Here is a 25,420-nt window from a genome sequence, read left to right as displayed (position 1 = left end):
GTATCCTCAAAGAAAATAGAAAATTCGTCAAATTTCCCGGCCATTAGAATTTCCCCAAAACAAAATAAGTAAAAATTGAACTGAAACAAAAAATTATTAGAGTTTCCACAATAAATACTTTACTTTGAAAAAAAATGGACTATAATCCAGTGAAAAAATTAATCTCTAATTAACGGTAGCTTAAAGCCTGTTAAACTAGCTTTATTGCCTTAAAAAGGCTTATAAAGTATTATTCGACTATAATACTTTATATCATTTATTACAATCTTATACTGTATGAAACCTAAGACAATTTTAATCCTGATTTTCGTACTCGTTTTAATGAGTACGACAGCAGGCGCGGCGAAGACGACTGTAAACCCGCACGAAGGTCGGACTTATATGGTAGGCGGCGACGGCAAACTCATCTCTATTGTCAATTATGACAACGCTAAAAATCCTACATATTCTCAGCTTGTCAAATTTATCAAGAGTGATCTAACTGATAAAAAGAAATATACCTCTACCTATGTCTGCAGCGACTTTGCCGAAGATGTACATAACAATGCAGAAAGAGCAGGTATTAAAGCAGGTTGGGTAGCCATCAAGTTTAAGCGCGGCCCAGGCCATGCCTGCAATGCTTTCCAGACAACAGATAAGGGGCCTGTATATATAGACTGTACGGGTTCTCCTTCTCAGAAAGGAAGTTTTGATAAGGTTATAACATTAAAAAATGGAAAATCAATAACAACCAGGTCTTTATATCCGCCGATGCTTAAGTGGTCTGGAATGGGGACAGTAAAAAGTTTTAAAGCGTACTGGTAATTAACCGGTAATACACTCGTAATGTACTGGCAATATACTCTTCTATTTTTAAAAAGGGATTCAATATTCGAATTGAACTATACGTTTAGATAAGTTCTCGAATCGCTTATAAATTTATTCAAATAGTCTTAATACAGGTTATTTAAATAATTTATTATATATTGTAAAAATCGCGCTCGATAGATACTTTTGGTTTATACGTCCGGCACTGCCAGGTCTGTAAGGGTTAGCCAGCCGATTATAGAAAGCCTTCGATAGCTCTACGCCCTTCATGTCAACATACCTGTAAAATAGATAGCTTAACGGTATAATTAGTAGTACGGACAGGGTACATGAAATTAAAACAGCTGCACCATATGGTAACACCGAATGCAGGGCAAGAAACAGTGCGCAGGTAAAACTGCTTATTATCAGGAAATGTATCAGGTACAGGGAATAGGATATTTTTCCGAGAAAGACCGGCACAGGGGAGGAAAATATATTTTGCAGCCACTGGCTGTTCAATAAGACATACATTACCATGCCTGCGCCCAGAACATGATAGCCAAACTTTGGTGTGTGGAAAAGACCGTTATCGAGAAATCCATATAGCGAACTGCTTGCCACGGTGCCTACAGGATATGACCCCAAAAGCAATCCGGAAATAAGTATAGTAGATAGTATTATTTTATTATTCGTTTTAAATACCGGGCTCTTACCGTTGAAGGCATCTGCAAGTCCCATTCCTATTATGAAAGCCAGATAATAAGTGTTGAAGAAGAGCACGGCTGCGACAAGATAAAATGTCCAGCGGGTACGCAGCGGTCCGAACAGTAATGCCATTCCGAAAACAAGCATCGACCCATAAAATTCTACTGTCATGGTCCATAAGACCGGGTTATAGGTATCATCACCTCTAAAAAATGTCCCCCATACCGCTTGTTTAACTGCGTCGGCAAGGTCTGGCGTAAAGGTCCAGTAATTGGCATAATTATTATTCCCGGAAATCATTACAGCTTCAATAAAGTAATGGAATACTCCGGTCGATGCCAGCAGGAACGATAATATTATGGCTGTAAATACCGGCACAACCAATCTTATATATCGGCGCACTGCGCCGCTTATAATTATATTCCTGTCTTTTGTTTTAAAGTATTTTTGGGTTAATACGTAGCCGCTAAGAACAAAGAAGATACAGACCGAAAAGTTCCCTGCGCCAATTAATCCCAGTGGTGTACTCGTAAAAATCTGTTCAAGGTTACCCAGATGTGATGGCATCCTATCACTATAGATCATCGCCGGGAGTAATATGATAAAGAAATGCATTATCATAACATTTATCGCAGCTATACCACGCAGCCCATCAAGATAGGTTATTTTCTCGGTCATACTTATCGCTAAGAGCTTTTATTTAAACGGTTGTATAGTTAACCGTAGCGGTTCTAATTAATTCTACGCTCGTGACTGTTCTTACCGGTTCATATTAACCATATGGTGCAGGCGCGATTCGGTGCTTACCCTTTTCCGGTTAGCCACTGTAGTTTCAGCCTTTTTACAGGCTTGCAGGCACCTGCGTTTCAGTCTAAAAGCTTGCTTAAGCCTCAAAATTTCTTGTTTTAGTGGGTTTTGTTCCCGGATAACGATAGCTGCAGACAAAATAAGTCTTTCCATTTGTTCCAATCGTCTTTACTGGATTTTACTCTCGGATCCAGGTTATATTGAAAAATAAGATTGAAGAATAAACAGGAACCATTTAGTGAAACTTCAAATAATCAGGAACCGTTTAATGAAACTTCAAATAATTGTAACCGTTCAATGAGATTTTATATAACTCTTGCTTAGTGAAAAAAATTATCCATTGATAGGTTCACTTATTCCGATATAAAAGCAGCAGGTTCTATATTACAATTTTTTTAATCAGCCAAAAAATACCAAAGCAAAAAATTCCGAAGAATGGATTCTCTCGAATCCAGTTAACCTGCATTAATTTCTTATATTAATATAAACTCAGTCTTTCAGGAGGGTACCCCCATCATCACAGTTAGCTATGAACACTCCATTGTTAAGGATGCCACCTGGAACGTTAATTATTCTATCCTCAATCCAGATTCTGAAGTTCTCAGAAATTAAACACCCTTCCTCTTTCTGGAACAGTGAGGAGTGTTTAAAGTAGTTTAATTGTACAGTATCCGGGGTTTCGTCGTAGAGTCCGCATTCTTTGAACTTTTTATTCATATAAACGTCAAATGTACCGTCATCGTGGAGAATAAAATGGGTTGTTTTGTTGGCGTATTTTCTGGGCATAGGGATCACACTGATTTTTATAAGTTAAGTTATACAATCTCGTTTTTAACTTCATTTATAGGGTTTTTTTTGATGCTGTTTTATTAAATGTATAATAATAGTTTTTGCTTTATTAATTTTTATAACACTCGCAACAGCACATACAACAGCAATAAGCCATAATAATATAAGTTTTGTCTCTTTAAAATCTGATTTTTATCCAGGCTGATGAAGCAGAAATTCAAAGTGGTATCTTTTTCCTGCTACAGTGGATAACGCTAACGAATCCGGCGATATTACATAAGAGGGCAGACCTTATCGTCTATGTTTTTATTAAAGACTAAAGTTGGGAGTATTACGGTACTATTATTTTATGCAATGTAGCCGGATTACAAGGTTTCCATCATCTCTGGAGGTCTATATAATTTTTTAAAACTTTATTAATTTTTTAAACAAAAAGTTAATATACACAGTGAATAAAATATTATTATGTTTTCTGGAGATAAGGGAACGTTCCCGAATTTCCTCATTTACTTTGCTAAGTTCCAGAATTTTCTAATAAAAAAAGTGATTAAGTACACATAAATTTAAGACGGAAGGGATAGAATAGTAATGGGTGGTAATATTGGGAGACGCCTTTGAATATGGCAAGTACGTAAAAGTGCCTGGAAGATTACCTGAGCCTTTAAATGGTATGGCGAAAGCCGGTCTATATAAAGAAGAACAAAAAATTTTGCAAGGGTTTTTGCACAGTAAGGCTGAACAGAAAATTGACTATTATAACAGAAGAATAGCCGAGATGAAAAGCAAATACGACATGGATTTCTCATCTTTTCAAAATCGGATCTATTTGAGGACAACCGAGGTAGAGCTTGAAGAGTGGAATGATTTCGTACTCTGGGGAAGTTACGTGAAAGCATACCGATACTGGGCACAGTTTTGTTAAGCTGAAGCTCGATACCCCGTGATTCCTTTGTCTCTCAGGCTGTTCATGCGAAACGAACGGCTGTCACGGTAGAGGGCAATCCAAATATAGTTTATTTACCGTAATCAAAAAAGTAAGCAGCAGTTATCAGATCATCCTCCTGACCTGCCGGTCTCTATGCCTACCGGTTTCCGAAGGTCATATGATTTTTGCTTCTACTTCCAAAGTATCCTTAAATAACAGGCCCTTAAATTACAGGCTTTTTCATAGCAACCTGTCTACTAATCTTAATGCCTGGGCTCGAAACCTGTTTAGAAACATTGTTTCAAAATCGTTTTAATATAGAATAGCTATCATAAAAATAGTTACAGTTTTTCAATATTGTATGGAAAAATCATAATATGTTTGCGTAGTGCTTCTATGTAACGTGTTTGTGTAATATGTTTGTGTAATATCTCCGGTTTATAAGAGGCAGGTGCAGTTTATCAAACACCAATACTGACTGAAGTTTGGGGGTAGAATCAATGAGTGAAATATGCCGTAATTGTAGTGGAAGCGGCAGGGAAAAGTGCTTGAACTGCGACGGTACAGGTGGAGAATGGAAAGAAGTTAAAGGCAAAATGGAATGGGAAGAATGTTTATTCTGCCTTGGAGATGGGGTCAATAATTGTATCAACTGTGATGGAACAGGCAAAATCTGATTGGAACAGAATTCATGAAAAATATAAGATTAAGAGACTATTCACTAACCGGAACTGACTTTCTAGTTTCTCTCTTTAACTCCGCTTCTTTTTCAAATTCAGTTGAAGTTTATTGAACTGACTTTCTAGTTTCTCTCTTTAACTCCGCTTCTTTTTCAAATTCAGTTGAAGTTTATTTTTCGTGCTGACGGCTTGCGGTAATATCTAATTTCTTGCCTGATTTCTTGCAGATCTGAGTAATTGAAAATTCAGTCCAGGGTGATTGGTGACAGGCAATTTACAGAGAAAGCCAGCCCGGTAATTTAGAAATATTTTTTTCTTGAATACCTTAGTTCCTTAGTATCGGGAATCCATAAAAACCGCATTATCTAAATATAAATATATATTCCTTATTGTTTTGAAAGGTCTAATTAATGTAGAGCAGCTTAATCTCATTAATGGAGAAGCAGCTTAATCTCATAATGTAGAGCAGTTTATTCTCATTAATGTGGAGCAGCTTAATCTCATTAATATAGAGCAGTTTAGTCTCATTAATGTAGAAGCAATTTTTGTTCTTATAGGAAAACTCCGAATAATTAAAAGAAAAATTTTAAATAATTATTAATAACCGTTTGTATAATAGTGAAAGACTATTTTATATGATTATGTCATATATATTGTTTAAAATTTACAGGGGAATACCTCATGGTTCGCGATGATTACATGTTAATTCTGGGATCAAACGTGTACGCAGATCCGGTGTACAATCTGTCATACCAGCCTGATGGGAATTCCGGAGACCGTATACCTTTGTTCACTCTGGAAAACTGTGACGGCAGCTTGCTTCTGACAACCGAAATCCGGGATGAAAATTCTGAAATTATAGCTAAGATTGATAAAAATGAGTTTATCCGGATTAACGAGAATTTCGATGTTCAGGGAGAAATCGAGAAAGAAAACGGGCTCGTGTTGACAAAGAAAGATGACGGTACTGTTATTCTCAATGCTAAGATTACCGAAGACCAGTACGTAGAAGTGACCGGGACTTTTTATGTCGGAGACAGGAAAATCCGTGTAACTGACCGTACCGTGGAAATAAATGATGTGCCTAAGAAATCAGTAAACGGGGTGGACATGCATGATACCATTTTCGTCGGGACCTGTAATATTACGATAACTGATGATGGATTGAAGATTTAAAACCGGTCAGTTAATTTTCAGTAACCAATTTTAATCACTTCCTGACAACCGATAAAAAATAAGTTTTCCTGCTGTCCGGGCCGCAGCGAGAATCAAAAGTTGTGTCCTTACAGACTATACTAAAAAGAGACGAAAAGATACTCGATTTCAATTTTTGAGACTCTCCTGAGCTCGTATCCGGTTGGCTACTTATCTGAGGAACAGAGCATGAAATATTTGCCGCCTGTCCTGAGCACCCTTTTTATCTGCCGCGCAAAAACCTGCTTCTCCTCATCCGTCATCACATGAAACAGGCGGGAATCAATAACAGTATCGAATTCTCTCTATGAAAAGCCGGTCCATCCGCAGTACACCTTCTATAATAAAGCCTACCTTAACATGACGTTCTATAGTTTTGCATTTGCATAAGTGATTGTATTTTCAACGAGATCTATACCTGTGACATCACAGCCATTCATAGCCAGCATTATAACGTTCTCGCCTTTGCCACATCCGGCATCAAGGACCCTGCCGGGCTTAATTTCTCCTCATTTCATAAGGGTCTGAAACGCAGGCTGGAGATAGCCGATATCCCATGACGGCTTTCCCTTATATGCTTCACCCCAGTACAGGTCAATCCCTCAAAGCTTATTTAATATTCTATAGAGATATCGTCATAACTGTATAAAAGCGGAAATACTGCTTTTTAGAGATGCAGAAAGTGTCTGGAGAAATTAAAAAGCAAATTGAATACCTTATTTCTGAATCCAATAACCTTCTTGAGGCTTTTCGTAAGCTCTTCTATTCAGTGCCCATTCAGTATGACCCTTTTCTGGAGATTGGACCCTTCAATTTATCAGACCTGCCAAAAATTTGGGATTACGATACTGGAATTGATACAAACTCCTATGCAGGAGAGCCAGTTCCTCTTCACTACCGATGGTTCAGGTTGACAAATGACCAGTTTCTTGAGCAGGATGAACTATTTAAAAAATACATAACGTGGGCTTCTTCTGCCAGAAACCTGATTGAGAAATTTTCACCTGAGAAACTGGCTGTTTTTGATGAGAAGTCCGAAACAGTCAGGAAATGGATCGAGATGAGTGAACGATTACCCTCGGATGACAATGCCGGGATATTTTTAGATTTAAAAGAGATTTCATAAGCCAGCAAACTCTCGTTTCCGCTTTACTGGAGCAGGTTGAATAATTGATTATCCATTTTCAAGCCCTATTTGAGAGGGAGCACTTTGAAGGGCTTACTTAGACAAATCTTCTTTTTTACTGTAGTGGCTCTCTGATCAAATTGAGAATCTGTTAATCGATTATGATATATGTTTTTACCAATTTCAAATCCACATCGGTACACTGATTTTAGGTACGCTGAATAGTTACTTGAGGGTTTAAATAAAATTATAGCAATAAAAAATCATAGTCATCGAGGAGATGAAGAGTAAATCCAGCAAGCAGCTATACTTTATTTCTTGCCGTAACGCGAGAATGTAATTAAGACTCATCATCGGGTATGATTATAGAAAGAAAGTTAGATAAGAAAATTAGAAAAGAAAAGGGGAAAGAGCATGGAAGGTATGGAAAGGTATGTAGATGGATTTTTAATTCCTATCGCTAAAGACAGGGTAAACGAGTACAGAGTAATGGCTCAAAAAGGCAGCGAGATCTGGAAAGAGATAGGTGCCCTGGAGTATTATGAATGTATTGGCGATGATCTGGATGTTGAAGACATGGTTTCTTTCAAGAAGGCAGCAGATACCTCCGAAGATGAAACCGTAATTTTTTCATGGATTGTTTTTGAATCTAAGGAGCACAGAGACCGGGTGAATGCGGCAGTTATGAGCGACCCAAGGATTAAGGAAATGATGGAATCAGGCGCTGAACCACCATTTGATTACAGGCGCATGGCTTATGGTGGCTTCAAGACCTTAGTCAGATCTTAACCTGGCATCTTGCTGTAGCCAGCCTTAGCCAGAGGCTAAGGAGGGGCTGGACGAATGGAGAGTATATGAAATGAAGGCAGCCCTCACGTTCTGGCGGCGGCTCGATACTACAGGACTTGATACCTGTAGTCTGGAGGAAAACGACGCCTCTGGGTTCTTGACGGTACGGTCGCTTTCTGCCAACGGGACTACTGCATGCGGCGAATGGAAACGTTAGGAAGCAGAGAGTATGCAGATCAGACATTAACTTTTGAAGTCCCGTACATTATATTGCCCGGGCTGCTCATAACCAGAGTACGATAACATACTTTCAGTTATCTCAAACATACTTTCAGTTAGTTATCATTTTTTTTCAAACAGGCAGGTTGACATATGGCGCACAATAATAAGACAAAGATTTCAGCCGAATCCGGCAAACAGGAGATCGTTATTACTCGTGAGTTTGACTCGCCGCGTGAGCTCGTGTTCAAAGCATTTACGGATCCAGAGCTTTATGTTCAGTGGCTTGGGCCGCGCGGCTTCACAATGCAACTTGAGCTCTTTGAACCTGAGAATGGCGGCAGGTGGCGATATATTCACAAGGACCAGGACGGCAACGAGTATACATTTCACGGAGTGTATCATGAAGTCACAACTCCTGAGAGAATTATCAGCACGTTTGAATTTGAAGGGCTTCCGGAAATGGGGCATGTTGTTCTCGAAACTGCAAGATTTGAAGAGTTGCCGGGTAACAGGACAAGGCTGATGTCCCAGGCTGTCTTCCAGTCGGTAGCAGACCGTGACGGTGAACTCCAGTCTGGGATGGAGGAAGGCGTTAACGATTCTTATGATCGCCTTGACGAGCTTTTAGAGAAACTGGTTAAAGAATCGAGATGAGAATGGCTGACGGTTCTGGACAGCGGGCTGTATGAAAATGAGCATAAGATAGTGAATTCTCCTTGCGATTACGACAGGTCGCTACAGCCTTTTAAAAACGAGCTGGTTTTATCCAGTAAAATTTATTTTTTGCATTCAAGATCCATTCCCTGTGTGAGAATTTTATAATTAAAATAAAATTCAGATCTATTTTTCAATTATATTTATTGAGTGTGTGCATAGATAATAAACAAAGTTTTTCAATTTTTCTTTTAAAACAGAAGGGTTTAGGAAGGTTTTATAAAAGAGTAAAAATTTCTCGTGTCGTCCGGAGTCTTCCTCAAATAATAGTCTGCAAGATGATTTTTCGCTACGGAAAATCACGAAGAACCTCCTGACCTTATCATTTATTTTCTGATTTCCCAGGAAGAAGGCCCAGGAATAAGAGGAAAAATAACAAACTAAGATAGTGTAATTTTGGATTAATCTCTCCCAAAAATCCCAGGAACCCAAGAAAACCGAGAAAACCAGCTGGATGAAATTCTTGTTTCATAATATTCTTTTATTATTACTGGATAATATATTTTTTGTTACATTGTTGAGTACAGTAAGATTTTTGTCCGGTTGTTGGGTCCAGTAACAAAGATTGTTGAATTAGTAACAATACTTGTTAAATAGAGATATGTGACCTTTTGCAAATTAAGGAGAACACTTTGAGGAACCGATTAACTTCAAAATTTAAAAATATTTTTAGAGAATGCATTATTCTCTGTTAGCTTTTTACAGCCGATAAAAGGTAGCCTTTTCTGCTGCGCGGATTGAGCAGCGTATCGAAAACCGCGTCTTTTATATAAATAATATCAAAAAGAGGCGAAAAGATACTCTCTATTTCAGCCTTTGAGGCTCTTCTAGGCAACTCATACTCTCCCGGCTCCTTATCAGAGAAACATAGCATGAAGTATTTGCCTCCATCCTTAAGCACCCTGTGTATCTGCTGTGTAAAAATTGGTCTATCTTCATCCCTTATCACGTGAAACAGGCCGGAATCAATGACGATATCGAACTTGTTTTCCTCTAAGAGCCGGTCCATCTGCAGTACATTTCCTATGGCAAAACTTACTTCGGCATGACGCTCTATGGCTTTTACCTTTGCGTCGGAGACGGCTTCTTCTGCAAGGTCTATACCCGTGACATCACAGCCATTTATAGCCAGCATTATAGCATTCTCACCCCGACCACACCCTATATCCAGAGCGCGGCCAGGCTTTATTTCTCCATTTTGTATAAGAGCCTGAAAAACAGGTTGTGGGTGATTAAGGTCCCACGGCGGCGTGCCCTTGTATACGTCGTCCCAGAACAAATTTATCCTCCTCTAAGCTAAAAATATTAAGTTAAAATTTGATATGTGGTTAACGATAAACCTTAATCTTAATAACTCTTCTGGGCGACATCTGTTGAAATATTTATTCGAATTATTGTGAAGTGTTAAAACTGGACTGAAGAATACTAACGAAAGTTTTCCACTATAATCTCAGTTTTAATATATTTTTCTGCCGGCGGTCTGCTGAAATCTTCCTCGAATGTGTTTGTTATGATCAAAGAGAAATTAAAAACCCGGGAGTTTTCCGGATTAAAAGGGTTTAAAAGGAGCTCTTTGCAGGACTTTTTTAATTGGAATGATCTTTCCTGCTGGAAGGGCTGTTTTCGAATTATAGTGAAATTTTTTAAGTAATCCTACTTTTAGAAGCCATCTATAAATGGTCTGGCTACCTTCTCTGGGAATTAATTTAAAAATTTTTCTCATTTGAGAGAGTGTACTTCCTTTACTATAGATGCTTTTATATAATTTGACTATATAGTGTATCATGCATCGAAAATAAAGAGACGTATAATCTGTCATTAAAAACCAATTTTGTTTTTTAATGTAAGGGGCTATACAATCTTGTTTTTAACTATTGATTATTTGCTAAAGCGGAGGTGAAACGAAAATGGCTTTTAATGACAGAAATTTCAGGGGAAATTCCGGAGGTTTCCGTGGTAACAGCGGACCAAGGGAAATGACAAAAGTAACCTGTTCTGACTGCGGTGTTGAAACGGAAGTACCTTTCAAACCTACCGAAGGCAGGCCAGTATACTGCAGAGAATGTCTTCCTAACCACAGGAAATTCTAAAGATAATCTGCATCAGGTGTTACTAGTTTTGTAAAATTAAATTTTACATTAACGCCTGATTCATCTTTTTCTTTTTGTTTTTTGGTTTATTCTCTCTTGTTTCTTGCTTATTTTCAACTCGTGCAGCAGGAAAAAGTAAGGACAAAAAGGCATTGAGAATAATAATTGGTAAGAATCATTCAATTTTCGACTTATTAATTTTTCAACTCAACTCATTAATTTCCACTTATAAAAAATCAATCATAGATTATCAAGGAGGAATTAACCTGGCTAACTATAGAAGCACTATTAGAAAAAGAAGATCAGGATCTACAAAACCAGTAAACTCAGGAGATACCCCTGAAGTATCCAGGGTAAGAATCCCCCGCAAGGACAGAAATGAAGTCCTGGCAACAGTTGCGTGTTTACTCGGTTCGAAAAGGGTAACGCTTCAATGCATGGACGGAGTTGTCCGCATGGGCCGGATTCCAGGCTCTAAAAAGAAGAGGATGTGGATTCGCGAAGGCGATGTTGTAATAGCCAATCCCTGGGAAGTGCAGGACTCCAAAGCCGAAGTAACCTGGAAATACACAAGGCCTCAGGTCGAATGGCTTGAGCGAAAAGGCTACATTAAGTACTGATCTAGAAGTATCAGACTGAAGATGCCTGATAAAGGTATCTTAAATAAAGGTGTCTGAAAAAGATACCTGAAATCCATATTTTCACTTTTCTGCAGGAACGCGCCTGCTTTGATGCGAGCCAGGTTATATAGACAATAACTTATTGGCGTATCATGTACTTTAGCACTTATGATTGCTATAGAAGAATGCTGACTTTTTCCATTCTATTTTAACTCAATGTTAATATATTTTTCCTGCGAGCTGCATGCCCCAATCTAAAAAAACTAAAACCCAGGGTTTTGTAGATTTAGAAGGAGTATTTTACGGGCTGAAGTTGATCAACAGAATAAATTTTTGACAATTCAGATTGAGGAGAAGCAGCCAATTTGGAGTTGTGAATCGGAAGCTTAATATGTGCTGTGCAAGATGCAAGTATAGACAAATAGATCAGCACAGAAATTTATAAAATTATCAGAGACAACTTCCGCATAGAAGTTTCGCAATGATTATGCTTATATGAGCAAGTTGACCATGTTTGATATCTAAAAAGAGCTGGATGAAGCAGGCGATTCTGTTCTCAATAAGATCAAGAGTGTTACATGATATTGTTTCTTATATTACTTTATGTCCTTAAGATGGTTGTGTTTTATTGGATTGCGAAAAGGATACTCAGATGGAGAAAAAAAAGACAGGGTTATGTCGACTCTCTTGAACGAACCTGATATCTAAACAGCGAGACACAAATCAGGTCAAGTTATAGCCAGACGTCAGTATAGCCAGATGTCAGCCAGGAAATTCATGAATCCGGAAGGATTAAAGGGTTCTCGAAAAGAAAGAATAGTCTGGTTTTGTGTTTTCCATCGATACATTTATATATTTTAACTGCTATGTATGTGTGTTGACAAATAAAGATCCGTATAATCATCTGTTATTAAAAACCAATTTTTGTTTTTAATCAAAGAGTTCTATACAATCTTATTTTCAAACAAATAACAAAAACTAAAACAAGGTGAAACAAAAATGGCTTTTAATGACAGAAACTTCAGAGGAAATTCTAACTTCGGCGCTCCCAGAGAAATGCACAAGACAACCTGTTCAGACTGTAAAGCTGAGACAGAAGTGCCTTTCAAACCTGACCCGGAAAGACCGGTTTACTGCAGAGAATGTCTTCCTAACCACAGGACACCCAGAGAAAACCGCAGATACTAAATATTGTTTGTGTAACTGAGTTTACATCAACACTTATTCGTTCCATATTTCAGGTCTATTTTAGACCTGAATATACTTATTTACCTGTGACCTTTTGCAGTTTGAAAAGAGCACTTTACAGGGAACGTTTTCCTAACCACAAAAAATTTTAAGAATAATCTGCATCAGGCATTATTTCGTAATTAAGGTTACATTAACGCCTGATTCATCTTTTCTTTTTGTTTTTTTGTTTATTCTCTTTGTTTCTTCACTTATTTCCACATCTGAGGAAAGGAAGAATAGAAACAAACAGGCATCGAAAGTGAGGATTGACACAAACTGTTCAACCCAAAACCTATAATAAAAAATCATAAAGTATATTAAGGAGGAATTAACCTGGCTAATTATAGAAGCACTATTAGAAAAAGAAGATCAGGATCTACAAAACCAGTAAACTCAGGAGATACCCCTGAAGTATCAAGGGTACGGATTCCTCGCAAGGACAGAAATGAAGTCCTGGCAACGGTTGCGAGTTTACTCGGCTCGAAAAGGGTAACGCTTCAATGTATGGATGGAGTTGTCCGCATGGGCCGGATTCCAGGCTCTAAAAAGAAGAGGATGTGGATTCGCGAAGGAGACGTTGTAATAGCCAATCCCTGGGAAGTGCAAGACTCCAAAGCGGAAGTAGCCTGGAAATATACAAGGCCTCAGGTCGAATGGCTTGAACGGAAAGGCTACATTAAGTACTGATCTAGAAGTATCAGAGTAAAGATGCCTGATAAAGGTATCTTAAATAAAGGTGTCTGAAAAAGATTCCTGAAATACATGTTTTACTTTTCTGCAGGTTCGCGTCTATTTTACTGATGGCAAGATTCTATAGATGACCTATTGAATCATACTTTAGCATTTATAATTACTATAGAAAAATGCTGAAATTTCTTTCATTGCATCTTATTTTCTATTTTAGAGCCGATCCCAAAGCTCAAAACCTACTTTCCTGGATCTTTTATTTTAAATAACCAATCATGTCTCGGATTACGAAAGCAATCCTGAATAATTCTGATAATTAAGACTAGAACTTGATTTTGGGATGAGTTTTTAATGTATTTTCCTGCCGGCGGTCTGCTTAAATTTACCCCTAATACGTTTGTTAAGATAAACTTAAGAAAAGAGAAATTGAAAAACTCGTGATTTTCGCAGGTTTATAAGGGGCACTTTGCAGGGCCTTTTTGCTCAAAGTGATCTTTTCCTCCAAGGGAGGTTTTTCTGATTCACATCTCATCCAGTATGCGTTTGATATCAGGTTTTGCTTCTGGAATACCTTCTATAACGGATAACCAGACTACCTTCAGATTTACTCCAAAATAAGCATGAATCAACTTGTCCCGTATCCCTGCCAGATCTTTCCACGGAACAAAAGGATATTTTTCGCGTACTTCGGAAGGGATATTCTTTGTTGCTTCGCCAATGATTTCCAGAGCTCTGATTACTGCAAACTGGGTTTTGCGGTCTTCGGTAAACTCTTCAAATGTCCAGCCGCTGACAAATTCTTCTGCTGCTTCCATTGCATCATAGATATCCTGAATACAGTCTTTTGCTTCGCGAATATCGATCCCTCTTCAAACAGCTTCAACTTCACTCAGGATGTGTTTGCCTATGTTCGGCTTTAAAGCGTCTTTCATAACCAGATCCACTTTGATACCTAGGGCATCCGAAAGGTAGTTTTCAAGGTTGACAAATTTAAAAATAGTAGGGGTTCTGGAAAACTCAACGAGTATGTCCAGGTCGCTTCCGGGTTTCTGTTCTCCCCTTATGTAAGATCCAAAAATACCCAGATAACTGACATGATACTTTTCTTTAAGCTCAGGGAGCATCTCATGGAGTTTCCTAATATAGATTTCAGCTTCCTTTCGGCTTTCCGGCATTTTTTCAGGCTCTGTCTGGTTCCTCTTGATATGCTGTAGTATTTGCGGTTGTAGTATTTATAACTACTAAAGAAGGAGGGTGAAAACTTTTTAACGTTCAATTAAATTAAGATATATTTTTCCTGCTGACGGTCTGCTTAAATCTACCCCCAACACGTTTGTAAAGATGATGTTAAGAAAAGAGAACTAAAAACCCTTAATCTTTGTAAGTTTTAAGGAGCCCTGTGCAGGGTCTTTTTTGCTCGAAGTGATATTTTCCTTTGGGGGAGGGATTTCTGATTAAAGTGAAAACTTGTCAACTATATTCTGTTTTCGTAAAGCTGTCTGAAGTTAACCCCTTTTACCCATACAAATTTAAACAAAAAGCCTTATAAGCGATATTTATGCGGTTCAAAATTATCCTTGAGGAAGATGAAGAAGCAGGGGGATTTATTGCTAGCTGCCCAGGTTTACCGGGCTGTTTTTCGCAGGGAGACACGACAGAAGAAGCTATTGAAAATATAAAAGAAGCAATTCAAGCCTGTTTGGAATCCTTGGCAGAAGATGAACTGCAGGAATGCATTGGAAAGTCCTCCTGCAGAGTGGTTGATGTGGTTGCTTGAATGTCTGGACTTCCTGTGATTTCCGGGATGCAGGCAATTAAAGCCTTTTCTAAAGCTGGCTGGTTTCCTCACCGGCAGGTAGGAAGTCATGTTGTCCTGAGAAAAGAGGGATCAAAGGTTACGTTGACAGTCCCGAAGCACAAAGAACTGAAACCGGGCCTTTTAAGAAACTTGATAAAAGCCTCAGGACTGACGGTGGAAGAATTTGAAGCTCTTTTAAAGTAAAATCTTTGTGAGTTTAGTTGTTTTACCTAACAAAATTCAGTTTTAATATATTTTTTCCTGCTGGCGGTCTGCTAAATCTTCCCCGAATACGTTTGTAGATATTGAAAAACTAAAAAACCGAGAGTTTCTAAATCTAAAAGAGTTTAGAAGTAGCCCTTTGCAGGTCCTTTTTTGATCGAAGTGAATTTTTTCCTTTGGGGAGGGAATTTTCTGATTGGAAGTGAACTCTTCTTCACGTTCATTTCAATTGAAATATATTTCTCCGACTGACTGTTGCTTTAATTTCTTAAAACTATTTTTGCAAATGTGGTGGAAAAGACAAATTCTATGAGTATACAAATACATTTAAGATTGGAGAGACAAAATGCTAGTTAGGTGATACTATTGGGAGAAGCTATCGAGTACGTAAAAATTCCTCGTAAAATCTTTGAGCCTATAAGTGACATGGTGAAAGTAGGCCTTTATAAAGACGAACAGGAGGCATTAAAGCAACTTGTGCATGACCAGGCTGAACAAAAGATTGATTACTATGGTAAAAAGGTAGCTGAAATGGAGAAAAAGTACGGTATGGATTTTTCTGCTTTTGAAAAAAGAATCCAATCGAGAGTAGAGGAAGAAGACTTTGAAGAGTGGGATGATTTCATAATCTGGGAAAGCTATGTCACAGCATCACGATATTGGGAAAAGTTCTTATGACTATAAGCAAAATCGTTTCTGCTCTTTCATCCAGTGAGATTGTACTTGAATTAAAAGTTCTCAAAGCAATAGTTGAACCTCCTGTCCAGGCTTTAAAAGCAAGAGCAACTCTCAAAGATGGCTACCTATTGGAGATTAGTGAGAGTGTGGGCCCCGATTTCAGACGATATTCTTATCACCTGCAAAAAGAGGATGCAATGATAAAGCGTTGGGATAATTCTCCACACTGGAAAAATCTAAAAACGTTCCCCTATCATGTCCATAAAGGAAATGAAGCAGAACCCAGAGAATCTCCCGAAGTATTTATAGAAGATGTTCTCCGTAAGGTGAAGAAACTACTGAGTTTAAATCCATGATTCTCATAATTTTTCATTACTGTACACTAGAAATACATTTTAGAAAAGTCCAGGTCTGAGTTATCTTCTTTTGATCTTCTTTGTGAGCAATTTCACTCATTTTACCAGTTCAGTTTTAATATATTTTTGCTGCCACCGGACTGCTTAAACCTACCCCGAATACGTTTGTGAAGATAAAGTAAAGAAAAGCGAAATTGAAAAACCCGTGATTTTTGCAGCTTAAGAAGGGGCACTTTGCAGGGCTGATAAGTTTAATTTATTTCTTCCTCTATTAAGTGCCAAGAATCCAAAACTTAATCAACCGATCCGTAGAATCTATATAAGATCTAGACAGCATAAAAGTAAATACAAAAAAGTTCGGACAGGAGTCTTATCATGCTTATACAATACACCCAGGCAGCTCTTGAGAGGGCAAAATACGAAATAATCGATGACGAATAACCATATTATGGAGAAGTTCCCGAACTTGAGGGTGTATGGGCTACTGGCAAGATCTTGGAAGAATGCCGCAGAAACCTGAAAGAAGTTATTGATGAATGGATTGTCATCAGATTAAGAAACGGACTGCTTCTGCCTGGATTCTGCAAGTTTTCGAATTATATTTAAATACCCCTGAATACAGATTAATATGAAAGTGCGTGAGGTTATTAAACTTCTTGAAGCCGATGGTTGGTATCTGGTTGCTACAAAAGGCAGTCACAGGCAGTATAAGCACCCAACCAAACCAGGCAGGGTAACAATTGCAGGTCATGGTGGAGATGACCTTGCACCCGGCACTTTGAACAGCATATTAAAACAAGCTCAATTGAAAATGGAGAGCTAACCATGTACCGTTTCCTTGTTGTAATCGAAAAAGCAAACAATAACTATTCAGCGTACTCTCCTGACCTGCCGGGCTGTGTGGCTACCGGTTCCACCCGAGAAGAGGCAGAGAGGAATATCCACGAAGCTATTGAGATGCATGTGCAGGGGTTGCTGGAGGATAATTTACCCATTCCGAAATCAGAATCTTTTGCCGAGTATGTGGCTATTGCTGAAAAACCCTCTACCGGTTCCGAAGTTGTGTAAGTTATATTTCTCATTGTTAAATCTTTTTTAAGTAGCTCAAAATATATTTTTCCTGTCGGCGGTCTGCTGATATCTTCCCCGAATTCTTTTGTAAATTCAAAGTGAAATTGAAAAACCCGTGATTTTCGCAGGTTTAGAAGGAGCCCTTTGCAGGGCCTTTTTTCCTCGAAGTGATCTCTTCCTTTGGGGAGGGATTTTTCAGATTCAAGTGACATTTTTCAAGTGAATTATGGATCAAGATAAGCTGTCGAAACCGGACCGCCAAAATCGAAAAGAAAATCTTCCCTGTTTCCAGTTCAGTTTAAATATATTTTTCCTGCCGGCGGTCTGCTGGAATCTTCCCCGAATACGTTTGTTAAGAAAATAGTGAGATTGAAAAGCTGTGATTTTGCAGGTTTAGAAGGAGCCCTTTGCAGGGCCTTTTTCGATCGAGGTGATCTTTTACTTTTGGGGAGGGGTTTCTGATTAAAATAAAACTTCCAGCTAGACTTTGCGTATAAATTTGTTAGCTAAGTTCAATAAAGATTATTTATAGCATTTTTAAGTAAAGAAATAGGGGGTTATTTTCTGGATATACCTAAATTTAAAAGACTACCAAGGCACATAGCCATAATACCGGACGGCAACAGGCGATGGGCTCTAAATCGAGGTCTGGAAAAGCATGAGGGATACAAAAATGGAATAACTCCAGGCCTGGAAGTATATGATATATGCGAAAAAATCGGAATAAGTGAAATTACTTTCTTTGGGTTTACTCAAGACAACACAAAAAGGCCTCAAATTCAAAGAAAAGCATTTGTTGACGCCTGTATAAAATCAGTTCAGGAAATTTCTAAACGCGATGCAGAAATACTTGTAATAGGTAACACTAATTCGGATGTGTTTCCAGAAGAACTGCTTGTCTATACAAATAGAGTCAAAGTCGGGAAAGGTAAAATAAAGATAAATTTTTTGATAAATTACGGCTGGTATTGGGATTTAATGTATGCATTTGATAACTCCACGGATAGTAAGAGAACGATAGAAAATATTGCATCAGCAGATATTCCAAGAATAGACCTACTTATTCGCTGGGGAGGAAGATGTAGACTTAGCGGAATGCTTCCAGTTCAAACGGTATATTCGGACATATATGTAATCGATGAAATGTGGCCAGATTTTAAGCCAGAACACTTATTCAATGCACTGGAGTTCTATCAGGACCAGGATATTACATTGGGCGGGTAATTTACCTTTTTGTCTTTCATCTATTTTTTAAAATTGATTTCATTCTTCTTTAGGCTGTTTTCTGGTTAAGTTGAAATCTGTTAACCAAATCCTGTTTTCATATGAGATATCTGAAACTTGACCCCCCAAATAGGAGATGAAATCCTTTCAATCATTCATTACTACTTGGTCATACATTTTTTAGGTTGTAAATATAGCTACAGGATTTGCAATAATAGGATTAGTGATTTTTGCAGATTTATAAGGAGCCCTTTGAGGGCCTTTTTTGCTCGAAGTGATATTTTACTTTGGGGGAGGAATTTCTGATTCAAGTGACATTTTTCAAGTGAATTATGGATAAAGAAAGATTGTCTGAAACTGGCCGCCAAATACGAAATGAAGATCTTTCCCACTTTAATTTACTTAAAATAGGCTTTATCTGCCTGTTGTTTGCCTGAATATTGTCCTGGTATATTTGTTAAGAACACAGAAATCAAACATCCTTTTTTCCGTGCTCGGATAGATACTGATCAACCGCACGTCTTGAACTATGCCACGTCTTTCCTATTTTTACTGCATCCAGAAGCCCCTGTCTTGCTCGTAGACTGAGATATTCCTGAGAATAAGGTGTTTCCAAGGAAAGTTTTTTAAGGGGTATCAATTCATCGGCTCCGCCTGAGATCGAGAGATATAGGGTTAAGTTTTCATCCACGGATTTTGCTATAAAATTGGCAAATGGTCCCAGGTTTCCTGCATCCGCGGCTCTAAGGGACTTGTAATATTTTACCCTGTCCTCTTTTTTGAGCACGACAGGAGGGTAATCCCTTGAGATCAAATACAGGTTTGTGAGAAGTCGGGCTACCCGTCCGTTTCCGTCACTGAATGGATGAATTTCTACAAACCTGTGATGCAGGAAGGACGCCATTTCAACTGGATGCTCACTGTTTTCAGATATCTTTTCGATAAGTTCATCCATCAGTTTCACTATCTTCGACCAATCGGGCGGAGATTTCACTGCGCCGGCTATCCTGACATTTCTTGTGCGGTACCTACCTGCATCTTCAAGTATGCCTCTGGTTACAATTTCATGGATTTCCTGAATTATTATATGGTCTATTGAACATTTTTTCTTTGCCAGCTCTTCCATCCGGTCAAAAGCTTTTGCATTGTTGGTCGCTTCAATATGTTCCCTGAGAGATTTCCCGCCAATAGTCAGCCCTTCTTCCAGGACAAGTTTTGTTTCCTGGAGTGTTAGCGTGTTCCCTTCTATTGCGTTCGAGTGGTAAGTGTGCACTAACCTCATCTCTTCATGGAGCCTGCCTAAAGCATCTGCCGGAATGGGTCTCATGGAGGTTAACTGCTCCATTTTTTCGTTTATTCTTGCAAGAAGTTCTTCTTTAATCAGGGATGTATCGGTATGTGTCATAACTTTATGTATCCGATATATGCCCTCTGATATATATCGGTATCGGCAAATTTTTGAACAATCCGATATAAATAGTTCCTATTTAGTTCAATTCAGCTTTAACACATTTCTTCCGCCGGTGGTCTGTTGGAATCTTTCTCGAACATGTTTGTAAAAATCTGAGGAATCTAAAACCGTGATATTTGCAGATTTATAAGGAGTTCTTTGCAGGGCTTCTTTAAATTAAGTGTTTCTTCTTCCTCTTGGGAGATTTTCTGATTTTATTGAAATTAAGAAGATTTTTATTGTAAGAAATTGTATGAAAAAGGCAGATTCGTTAATAGTTCCTTCTTTCTCATTATAGATTTTCAAATTTAGATACTGGCAGTGTTAATATGGCGAATATAGAAAAAGAATTAGATCTCTTGCGTCAAAATCTTTTAGATCTTTCTCTAAGAAATAACTTAGTTAACTATAGGGTATCAAAAAGTCAAACTTTATCGATAATAGATGAACATCCTCGTGAGATTTACAATATATTTGTCCTTCAAGAAAAGTCGATGAAGTTTTTACCAGCTATAAATCAGGATTCTAACACATTAAAAACTGATTTTGAGGCAGTTGATAATGCAGATATTAAATGGGCTCCAATAATTAATGAGGACGAAGAGCCAGAGAATTATTTTGACAATTACCTTAATACTCCTTATGAACCTGAAGAGCTTGAAAAACGTCTATTCTACATAGCTAATAAAGCTAATTCAGTATTTGAAGAACAAGGATATCCAGTACTATATCTTGCCCTTGGTTTTCTAAATTGGACAGAGAGCAAAGATTCAAATATCGTACATAAAGCTCCCCTAATTCTTGTTCCAGTCGAACTTAAACGTCCGGGAGTGGGACGTAAATTTACGCTACAATGGACTGGAGATGATATCTTTACATCGATCACCTTGCAGGCAAAGCTTGCTGAACAAGGTGTTGAACTCCCAGAATTTGAAATGCCTGATGAAAAAACTGGTATCGACACTTATTTCCAATCTGTTGTAAATGCTATTTCAGAAAAGAAGGATTGGAAAGTACTTAGTGAAATTTCACTTGATTTTTTTAACTTTAAAAAATTCGTTATGTACAAAGACTTGGATCCTGTGGCGTGGCCTGGAAATTTATCTCCTGCAAATCATCCTCTTATGGAACAAATTTTTAACCCAAAGTCAGATCCAAGGAATTTACAGAGCTTTTCAGAAAACGATGTTGATATAAAACTTTCTGCAAAAAATACATATCATATTATGGATGCTGATTCTTCTCAAATTGCAGTTATTGAAGATGTAAAAGCTGGAAAGAATCTCGTTGTAGAAGGACCTCCAGGAACTGGAAAATCTCAGACAATTGCTAATACCATTGCTGAATTACTAGTACAGGGAAAAAGCGTACTTTTTGTTAGTGAAAAAATGGCAGCTTTACAAGTCGTGAAAACTCGTATTGATAATACAGGTCTGGGCGATTTATGTCTCGAGATTCACAGTAATAAAGCAAAGAAAAAAGAGGTACTGTCTGAACTTGAACGCACTTTAAACAAGCCTCCAATAAAACAGGTAAATATTGATCAAGAGATTAATAAACTAGAGCAGTTAAAGTCAGAATTAAATGAGTATGCAAGGGCTCTTCATGAACCCATTGGAAAACGTGGCATTTCTTTATATAATCTATATGGTTTAAGAGAAGAAGTCCGACTTTATTTTACAAAAGTAAATAGATCAATGCTAAGAGTTGAGTTTTCCGATCCCGATAAATGGGACAATAATCAATGGGATAAAGCAATTTCAACACTTGAGAAGTTGACAGAATTGTTACCTTCTATAAACACAGTATCATCTAACCCTTGGAGAGGTTGTGAACCCGATGACCTTTTGCCTCCTGACATTGAGGAGCTTAATAAATTAATTGATGAGACTTTGCAATCGGTCTCAGATCTAGAATCCCTAGTTAAAAAAGTGGTGAATCTTACTGGAACTGATACTCCTTTATCAGAATCTCAACTCATCCCTTTAATTGATGCTGCTAAAATTATTGTCTCAATGCCTCAGATAGATGAAGAGGTTCTAAAAAATCCAGAGTGGAACTCTCCAAATAAAGATGCAGAGGAGCTCATATTAGAATTAAGAAAATATCAAGAACTGGACTCAATTGTCAAAGATAAATTTAAAATTTCTATATTAGAGATTGATGTTTCTTCTTTTAAATCATTGTCTTCAAAGTTCCTAAAATTTTTAAGTTCAAAATATAAAAAGACTAAACGTGAAATTCAAAGTTATTATAACTCAAAGCCTCCTTCTGATGATATTAAAATCTTAGAAGACTTACGTTATGTATCTGACTTGAAGTTAACACTAGAGAATTTTGAGAGCTTACAATCTAGAGGAAAAAAGTTTTTTGGAATTTATTGGAATAATGAAAAAACAGACCCCAAATCATTGGAAGATCTCAGTAAAATGATTGTTTCTTTTAAAAGGTGTGTATTAGAAGGCAAACTCTCAGAAAATGCTTGTAAGCTAATAAGCAAAGGTTCTAACAAGGAAGATTTGAGTTTGGATATTAAAAATATACAGCAAATTAACACTAAATTGGTAGACCAGCAAAATTCATTGTTCAGACTAATCAAGCCAGACTTTGAAACTATATTTGGAAGAAGTTTTGATGACGTTACATTTGAAGAGACAAAAAATAAATTAAACTTGTGGAAGTACGAACAGTCATCGCTTATCACATGGAGTCATTTCATCAATCACAGAAACAAGTGTTTACATACCGTTGCAGCACCTTTAATCCATTTAATTGATAATGATAAAATTATTGCAGAAGACCTTGTGTATGCGTTTAAAGGTAACTACGTAGATAGTTTATTGAGAATTATTTTTAGAGAAAAAAAGTTCCTTCCAGAATTTGTTAAAGAACTTCAGGATAATAAGATCAGCAAATTTAAAGAACTCGATAAAAGAGTTATTTTCTTAAATCGTCAACGTATCGCATACGAAGCATACTGTCATAGACCTAATTTATCTTCTGGAGCTTCAAAAGATTCTGAAGCTGGCATCCTCTTAAAAGAGTTTACTCGAAAGCGTGGCCACCTACCAATTAGAAAACTCATGACTAAAGCTGGAGGCTTAATACAGAAAATAAAACCCTGTTTTATGATGAGTCCTCTCTCAGTTGCTCAGTACCTTGACCCAAGCACAACAAAATTTGATGTAATTGTTTTTGATGAAGCCAGTCAAGTTAAGCCCGAAGACGCAATTGGAGCTCTGTTGCGTGGAAATCAAGCCGTTGTGATGGGAGATTCTCGCCAACTTCCTCCAACAAGCTTCTTTGATCATGTTGCTGATGCTTTAGACTTTGATCCTGATGATGATTCAGATTATAAAGATATGGAAAGTATTTTGAATATGTGCAAGAGAAGTTTTCCTTCAAAATCACTTCTCTGGCACTATCGGAGCAGACATGACTCTTTGATCGCAGTTTCTAACCGTGAATTCTATAATAATCGCCTTTACGTATACCCCTCTCCCATGCATGATAGTGAAAATCTCGGATTAAAATTTGTGCATCTTCCGGATACTATATACGATAGAGGTAAAAGCAGTGTAAATCTTGGAGAAGCGCATGCAGTTGCAAAAGCTGTTCTAGAACAATATAACCTTTATCCCTCTAAAAGTATTGGAGTAGGTACTTTCAATACCAAACAGCAGCAAGCAATATTAAATGAAATAGATTTACTCATACATCAAGATCCTGCAATATACTTTAAAAATGAAAAAAGTGAGAAATTTTTTGTTAAAAATATCGAGACCATTCAGGGAGATGAAAGAGATATTATTTTCATAAGTGTAGGCTTCGGATTTGATTCTTATCATAAGTTGTCCCGCAGTTTCGGTGCTCTTAATCAGGAAGGTGGGGAAAGAAGACTTAATGTTTTGATCAGCAGAGCGCGTGAGAAGTGTATTGTTTTCTCGAATTTCACAGCAAAAGATCTAAGCATTGACGGGAGTGCTTCAGTTGGTTTGAAAGCCCTAAAAACTTTTCTTGAATATGCAGAAACTAAAAATTTTAATCCAATATCTGGTCCTGGCGAAGATAGCGACTCACCATTTGAGGATTCCGTGTACGAATTCCTGAGAGACAATGGATACGAAGTTCATAAACAGGTTGGATGTGCTGCCTATAGAATTGACCTTGCAATTGTAGATCAGCGTAATCGTGGACGTTATCTCATTGGAATTGAATGTGATGGTGCACAGTACCATTCTTCGCCTGTTGCACGCGATCGTGATAGGTTACGTCAACAAAGATTGGAGGAGCTTGGATGGAAAATTTACAGAGTATGGTCAACAGATTGGTATCGTCACCCTGTAGAAAGTGGGAAAAAGTTATTGGAAGCTATAGAAAGCACAAAATTAAGCAAGATGACTGAAGGAATTAGTCCGAAAAATAATTCGGAGACTTATCAGGATAAGATCAGGAATGATGAGAAAACCAATGTGATCAATTGTTTTACATCGCAGAATGAAACATTGGAAAAGCCTCAAAATGAAATTCCAAAATATAAAATTTGTCCACTGACTGATATTTCTACAAAAGATTTCTCTGAATTATATGAATTTCAATTAGAAGAAATAATTACAAAGATTGTTAAGATTGAGGGACCTATCCATTCAGATGAGCTAATTCAACGCGTTAAAATGCACTTTGGAATTGCACGTGCTGGAAACGTAATAAAAAGCACGATTCAGAGTGCAATTAAATCTGCGGAGAAATCAAAAAAGATATTGATTAAAGATCATTTTCTTTGGCCAGATTCTGAGCCTGATTGTTTATTGAGAAAACGTTGCGGGGACACATCAGTGAAAATTGAATGGATTTGCGATGAGGAAATAGCTCAAGCTGTATTTTTTGTTCTTAATAACCAGTACTCTACTGCTCAGGAAGATCTAACATCTCAGGCGGCACGAGTTCTTGGAATTAAAGTGGTACGAAAGAACGCTAAAGATAAAATTAACAATATAATTGAGTCTCTAATACAAGATAACCACCTGACAAAACTACCGAATAATATGTTATACTTCAAAGAGACCGTTACTGCTAAGCAAATTATTCAGCATTAAACGTATCTCTAGAAAAAACGAACAAACCAGGTCTTCGGAATAAAGGGCATTTAGAGAGCTGCGAGCAAGGATAGTAAGTGCGCCTTTGTAGAGTTTGACCTTCACTATATGTTTATAAGATAAAGTAAAGGAATAACTATTTAACAACTCTAAAAAAG

At 37.6% G+C, this 25,420-nt stretch carries 26 protein-coding genes and 1 pseudogene; 20 read left to right on the top strand and 7 right to left on the bottom strand.

Annotated elements, in window-relative coordinates:
* Window positions 1-276 precede the first annotated feature (276 nt).
* Entirely contained in the window at window positions 277-804 is a 528-nt protein-coding gene (locus tag EQO05_RS12665) for a hypothetical protein (RefSeq protein WP_128507063.1), read from the top strand.
* A 138-nt stretch (window positions 805-942) separates the two neighbouring features.
* Here EQO05_RS12665 and EQO05_RS12660 read toward each other — a convergent pair whose 3' ends face one another.
* Both EQO05_RS12660 and EQO05_RS12650 read right to left on the bottom strand, forming a co-directional pair.
* Window positions 943-2,172, bottom strand: coding sequence for an acyltransferase (locus EQO05_RS12660; protein WP_128507061.1), 1,230 nt, complete (start codon window positions 2,170-2,172; stop codon window positions 943-945).
* 618 nt (window positions 2,173-2,790) lie between these two features.
* A complete protein-coding gene (locus tag EQO05_RS12650) occupies window positions 2,791-3,087 on the bottom strand; it encodes a hypothetical protein (RefSeq protein WP_128507057.1) in 297 nt (98 codons plus the stop codon).
* Between the two features lie 595 nt (window positions 3,088-3,682).
* Here EQO05_RS12650 and EQO05_RS12645 point away from each other — a divergent pair.
* The 3 genes from EQO05_RS12645 (at window position 3,683) to EQO05_RS12640 (ending at window position 5,871) form a co-directional block, all read left to right on the top strand.
* Window positions 3,683-4,012 (top strand): hypothetical protein, encoded by a 330-nt coding sequence (locus tag EQO05_RS12645; protein WP_240664655.1) that lies wholly within the window; start codon window positions 3,683-3,685, stop codon window positions 4,010-4,012.
* Window positions 4,013-4,515: 503 nt separating this feature from the next.
* Window positions 4,516-4,692: a hypothetical protein gene (locus EQO05_RS15630; protein ID WP_164888554.1), complete on the top strand. Its 177-nt coding sequence runs from the start codon at window positions 4,516-4,518 to the stop codon at window positions 4,690-4,692.
* A 684-nt stretch (window positions 4,693-5,376) separates the two neighbouring features.
* Window positions 5,377-5,871: a hypothetical protein gene (locus EQO05_RS12640; protein ID WP_128507053.1), complete on the top strand. Its 495-nt coding sequence runs from the start codon at window positions 5,377-5,379 to the stop codon at window positions 5,869-5,871.
* A gap of 386 nt (window positions 5,872-6,257) precedes the next feature.
* On the opposite strand, the gene EQO05_RS16015 is transcribed toward EQO05_RS12640, so the two are convergent.
* Window positions 6,258-6,341 carry a hypothetical protein gene (locus EQO05_RS16015; RefSeq protein ID WP_370273804.1) on the bottom strand — a complete coding sequence of 28 codons (84 nt, stop codon included), beginning with the start codon at window positions 6,339-6,341 and terminating at the stop codon, window positions 6,258-6,260.
* Between the two features lie 230 nt (window positions 6,342-6,571).
* Between EQO05_RS16015 and EQO05_RS12630 the strand changes: the two genes are divergently transcribed.
* From EQO05_RS12630 to EQO05_RS12620, 3 genes are all read left to right on the top strand, one after another.
* Window positions 6,572-7,015, top strand: coding sequence for a hypothetical protein (locus tag EQO05_RS12630; protein WP_128507051.1), 444 nt, complete (start codon window positions 6,572-6,574; stop codon window positions 7,013-7,015).
* Between the two features lie 414 nt (window positions 7,016-7,429).
* Window positions 7,430-7,804 (top strand): DUF1428 domain-containing protein, encoded by a 375-nt coding sequence (locus tag EQO05_RS12625; RefSeq protein ID WP_240664654.1) that lies wholly within the window; start codon window positions 7,430-7,432, stop codon window positions 7,802-7,804.
* A gap of 372 nt (window positions 7,805-8,176) precedes the next feature.
* Window positions 8,177-8,680 (top strand): SRPBCC family protein, encoded by a 504-nt coding sequence (locus EQO05_RS12620; protein WP_128507049.1) that lies wholly within the window; start codon window positions 8,177-8,179, stop codon window positions 8,678-8,680.
* Between the two features lie 751 nt (window positions 8,681-9,431).
* On the opposite strand, the gene EQO05_RS12615 is transcribed toward EQO05_RS12620, so the two are convergent.
* On the bottom strand, window positions 9,432-10,019 hold the full coding sequence (locus EQO05_RS12615; RefSeq protein ID WP_128507047.1) for a class I SAM-dependent methyltransferase: 588 nt from the start codon (window positions 10,017-10,019) through the stop codon (window positions 9,432-9,434).
* 628 nt (window positions 10,020-10,647) lie between these two features.
* Here EQO05_RS12615 and EQO05_RS12610 point away from each other — a divergent pair.
* The 4 genes from EQO05_RS12610 to eif1A (EQO05_RS12595) all read left to right on the top strand — a co-directional run bounded on the left by EQO05_RS12610 (window position 10,648) and on the right by eif1A (EQO05_RS12595) (window position 13,367).
* On the top strand, window positions 10,648-10,830 hold the full coding sequence (locus tag EQO05_RS12610; RefSeq protein ID WP_048134822.1) for a CxxC-x17-CxxC domain-containing protein: 183 nt from the start codon (window positions 10,648-10,650) through the stop codon (window positions 10,828-10,830).
* A gap of 287 nt (window positions 10,831-11,117) precedes the next feature.
* Window positions 11,118-11,450: a translation initiation factor eIF-1A gene (gene eif1A / locus EQO05_RS12605; RefSeq protein ID WP_128507070.1), complete on the top strand. Its 333-nt coding sequence runs from the start codon at window positions 11,118-11,120 to the stop codon at window positions 11,448-11,450.
* Between the two features lie 999 nt (window positions 11,451-12,449).
* Window positions 12,450-12,638, top strand: coding sequence for a CxxC-x17-CxxC domain-containing protein (locus EQO05_RS12600; protein ID WP_128507045.1), 189 nt, complete (start codon window positions 12,450-12,452; stop codon window positions 12,636-12,638).
* Window positions 12,639-13,034: 396 nt separating this feature from the next.
* Window positions 13,035-13,367, top strand: a complete 333-nt coding sequence (gene eif1A, locus EQO05_RS12595) for a translation initiation factor eIF-1A (protein WP_128507043.1) — start codon at window positions 13,035-13,037, stop codon at window positions 13,365-13,367.
* 521 nt (window positions 13,368-13,888) lie between these two features.
* On the opposite strand, the gene EQO05_RS12590 is transcribed toward eif1A (EQO05_RS12595), so the two are convergent.
* Together EQO05_RS12590 and EQO05_RS12585 are read right to left on the bottom strand one after the other, a co-directional pair.
* A complete protein-coding gene (locus EQO05_RS12590; protein WP_128507041.1) occupies window positions 13,889-14,182 on the bottom strand; it encodes a DUF86 domain-containing protein in 294 nt (97 codons plus the stop codon).
* Between the two features lie 54 nt (window positions 14,183-14,236).
* Window positions 14,237-14,542 (bottom strand): nucleotidyltransferase family protein, encoded by a 306-nt coding sequence (locus EQO05_RS12585; RefSeq protein WP_128507040.1) that lies wholly within the window; start codon window positions 14,540-14,542, stop codon window positions 14,237-14,239.
* A gap of 383 nt (window positions 14,543-14,925) precedes the next feature.
* On the opposite strand from EQO05_RS12585, the gene EQO05_RS12580 reads away from it, so the two are divergent.
* The 8 genes and pseudogenes from EQO05_RS12580 (at window position 14,926) to EQO05_RS12545 (ending at window position 18,716) form a co-directional block, all read left to right on the top strand.
* Window positions 14,926-15,144: a type II toxin-antitoxin system HicB family antitoxin gene (locus EQO05_RS12580; RefSeq protein ID WP_128507038.1), complete on the top strand. Its 219-nt coding sequence runs from the start codon at window positions 14,926-14,928 to the stop codon at window positions 15,142-15,144.
* Window positions 15,145-15,369, top strand: coding sequence for a type II toxin-antitoxin system HicA family toxin (locus EQO05_RS12575; RefSeq protein ID WP_128507036.1), 225 nt, complete (start codon window positions 15,145-15,147; stop codon window positions 15,367-15,369).
* Between the two features lie 375 nt (window positions 15,370-15,744).
* A complete protein-coding gene (locus EQO05_RS12570) occupies window positions 15,745-16,065 on the top strand; it encodes a hypothetical protein (protein ID WP_240664652.1) in 321 nt (106 codons plus the stop codon).
* Entirely contained in the window at window positions 16,062-16,421 is a 360-nt protein-coding gene (locus EQO05_RS12565; RefSeq protein ID WP_128507032.1) for a DUF6516 family protein, read from the top strand. Before EQO05_RS12570 ends, EQO05_RS12565 begins: the two co-directional genes overlap by 4 nt.
* A gap of 453 nt (window positions 16,422-16,874) precedes the next feature.
* Window positions 16,875-17,027 (top strand): annotated as a pseudogene (locus tag EQO05_RS16235) (type II toxin-antitoxin system HicB family antitoxin); the annotation flags it as partial.
* A gap of 22 nt (window positions 17,028-17,049) precedes the next feature.
* Window positions 17,050-17,244: a type II toxin-antitoxin system HicA family toxin gene (locus EQO05_RS12555; RefSeq protein ID WP_128507030.1), complete on the top strand. Its 195-nt coding sequence runs from the start codon at window positions 17,050-17,052 to the stop codon at window positions 17,242-17,244.
* Between the two features lie 2 nt (window positions 17,245-17,246).
* Complete coding sequence (locus EQO05_RS12550; protein ID WP_128507029.1) at window positions 17,247-17,489, top strand: type II toxin-antitoxin system HicB family antitoxin; 243 nt, start codon at window positions 17,247-17,249, stop codon at window positions 17,487-17,489.
* Window positions 17,490-18,020: 531 nt separating this feature from the next.
* Complete coding sequence (locus tag EQO05_RS12545) at window positions 18,021-18,716, top strand: undecaprenyl diphosphate synthase family protein (RefSeq protein ID WP_370273802.1); 696 nt, start codon at window positions 18,021-18,023, stop codon at window positions 18,714-18,716.
* Between the two features lie 472 nt (window positions 18,717-19,188).
* On the opposite strand, the gene EQO05_RS12540 is transcribed toward EQO05_RS12545, so the two are convergent.
* Entirely contained in the window at window positions 19,189-20,121 is a 933-nt protein-coding gene (locus tag EQO05_RS12540) for a Fic family protein (RefSeq protein WP_128507025.1), read from the bottom strand.
* 374 nt (window positions 20,122-20,495) lie between these two features.
* Between EQO05_RS12540 and EQO05_RS12535 the strand changes: the two genes are divergently transcribed.
* On the top strand, window positions 20,496-25,262 hold the full coding sequence (locus tag EQO05_RS12535; protein ID WP_128507023.1) for a DUF3320 domain-containing protein: 4,767 nt from the start codon (window positions 20,496-20,498) through the stop codon (window positions 25,260-25,262).
* Window positions 25,263-25,420: the final 158 nt, after the last annotated feature.

It is taken from the genome of Methanosarcina sp. MSH10X1 (assembly GCF_004099695.1).
Taxonomy (GTDB): domain Archaea; phylum Halobacteriota; class Methanosarcinia; order Methanosarcinales; family Methanosarcinaceae; genus Methanosarcina.
The sequence above is the reverse complement of the archived record's forward strand: the minus strand, read 5'-3'. Positions and strand labels throughout refer to the sequence as shown.

Coding starts and splice junctions, on each gene's coding strand:
- EQO05_RS12665 (WP_128507063.1), top strand. CDS start 277: ATGAAACCTAAGACAATTTTAATCCTGATTTTCGTACTCGTTTTAATG.
- EQO05_RS12660 (WP_128507061.1), bottom strand. CDS start 2,172: ATGACCGAGAAAATAACCTATCTTGATGGGCTGCGTGGTATAGCTGCG.
- EQO05_RS12650 (WP_128507057.1), bottom strand. CDS start 3,087: ATGCCCAGAAAATACGCCAACAAAACAACCCATTTTATTCTCCACGAT.
- EQO05_RS15630 (WP_164888554.1), top strand. CDS start 4,516: ATGAGTGAAATATGCCGTAATTGTAGTGGAAGCGGCAGGGAAAAGTGC.
- EQO05_RS12640 (WP_128507053.1), top strand. CDS start 5,377: ATGGTTCGCGATGATTACATGTTAATTCTGGGATCAAACGTGTACGCA.
- EQO05_RS12625 (WP_240664654.1), top strand. CDS start 7,430: ATGGAAGGTATGGAAAGGTATGTAGATGGATTTTTAATTCCTATCGCT.
- EQO05_RS12620 (WP_128507049.1), top strand. CDS start 8,177: ATGGCGCACAATAATAAGACAAAGATTTCAGCCGAATCCGGCAAACAG.
- EQO05_RS12610 (WP_048134822.1), top strand. CDS start 10,648: ATGGCTTTTAATGACAGAAATTTCAGGGGAAATTCCGGAGGTTTCCGT.
- EQO05_RS12600 (WP_128507045.1), top strand. CDS start 12,450: ATGGCTTTTAATGACAGAAACTTCAGAGGAAATTCTAACTTCGGCGCT.
- EQO05_RS12590 (WP_128507041.1), bottom strand. CDS start 14,182: ATGGAAGCAGCAGAAGAATTTGTCAGCGGCTGGACATTTGAAGAGTTT.
- EQO05_RS12585 (WP_128507040.1), bottom strand. CDS start 14,542: ATGCCGGAAAGCCGAAAGGAAGCTGAAATCTATATTAGGAAACTCCAT.
- EQO05_RS12580 (WP_128507038.1), top strand. CDS start 14,926: ATGCGGTTCAAAATTATCCTTGAGGAAGATGAAGAAGCAGGGGGATTT.
- EQO05_RS12575 (WP_128507036.1), top strand. CDS start 15,145: ATGTCTGGACTTCCTGTGATTTCCGGGATGCAGGCAATTAAAGCCTTT.
- EQO05_RS12565 (WP_128507032.1), top strand. CDS start 16,062: ATGACTATAAGCAAAATCGTTTCTGCTCTTTCATCCAGTGAGATTGTA.
- EQO05_RS12555 (WP_128507030.1), top strand. CDS start 17,050: ATGAAAGTGCGTGAGGTTATTAAACTTCTTGAAGCCGATGGTTGGTAT.
- EQO05_RS12550 (WP_128507029.1), top strand. CDS start 17,247: ATGTACCGTTTCCTTGTTGTAATCGAAAAAGCAAACAATAACTATTCA.
- EQO05_RS12540 (WP_128507025.1), bottom strand. CDS start 20,121: ATGACACATACCGATACATCCCTGATTAAAGAAGAACTTCTTGCAAGA.
- EQO05_RS12535 (WP_128507023.1), top strand. CDS start 20,496: ATGGCGAATATAGAAAAAGAATTAGATCTCTTGCGTCAAAATCTTTTA.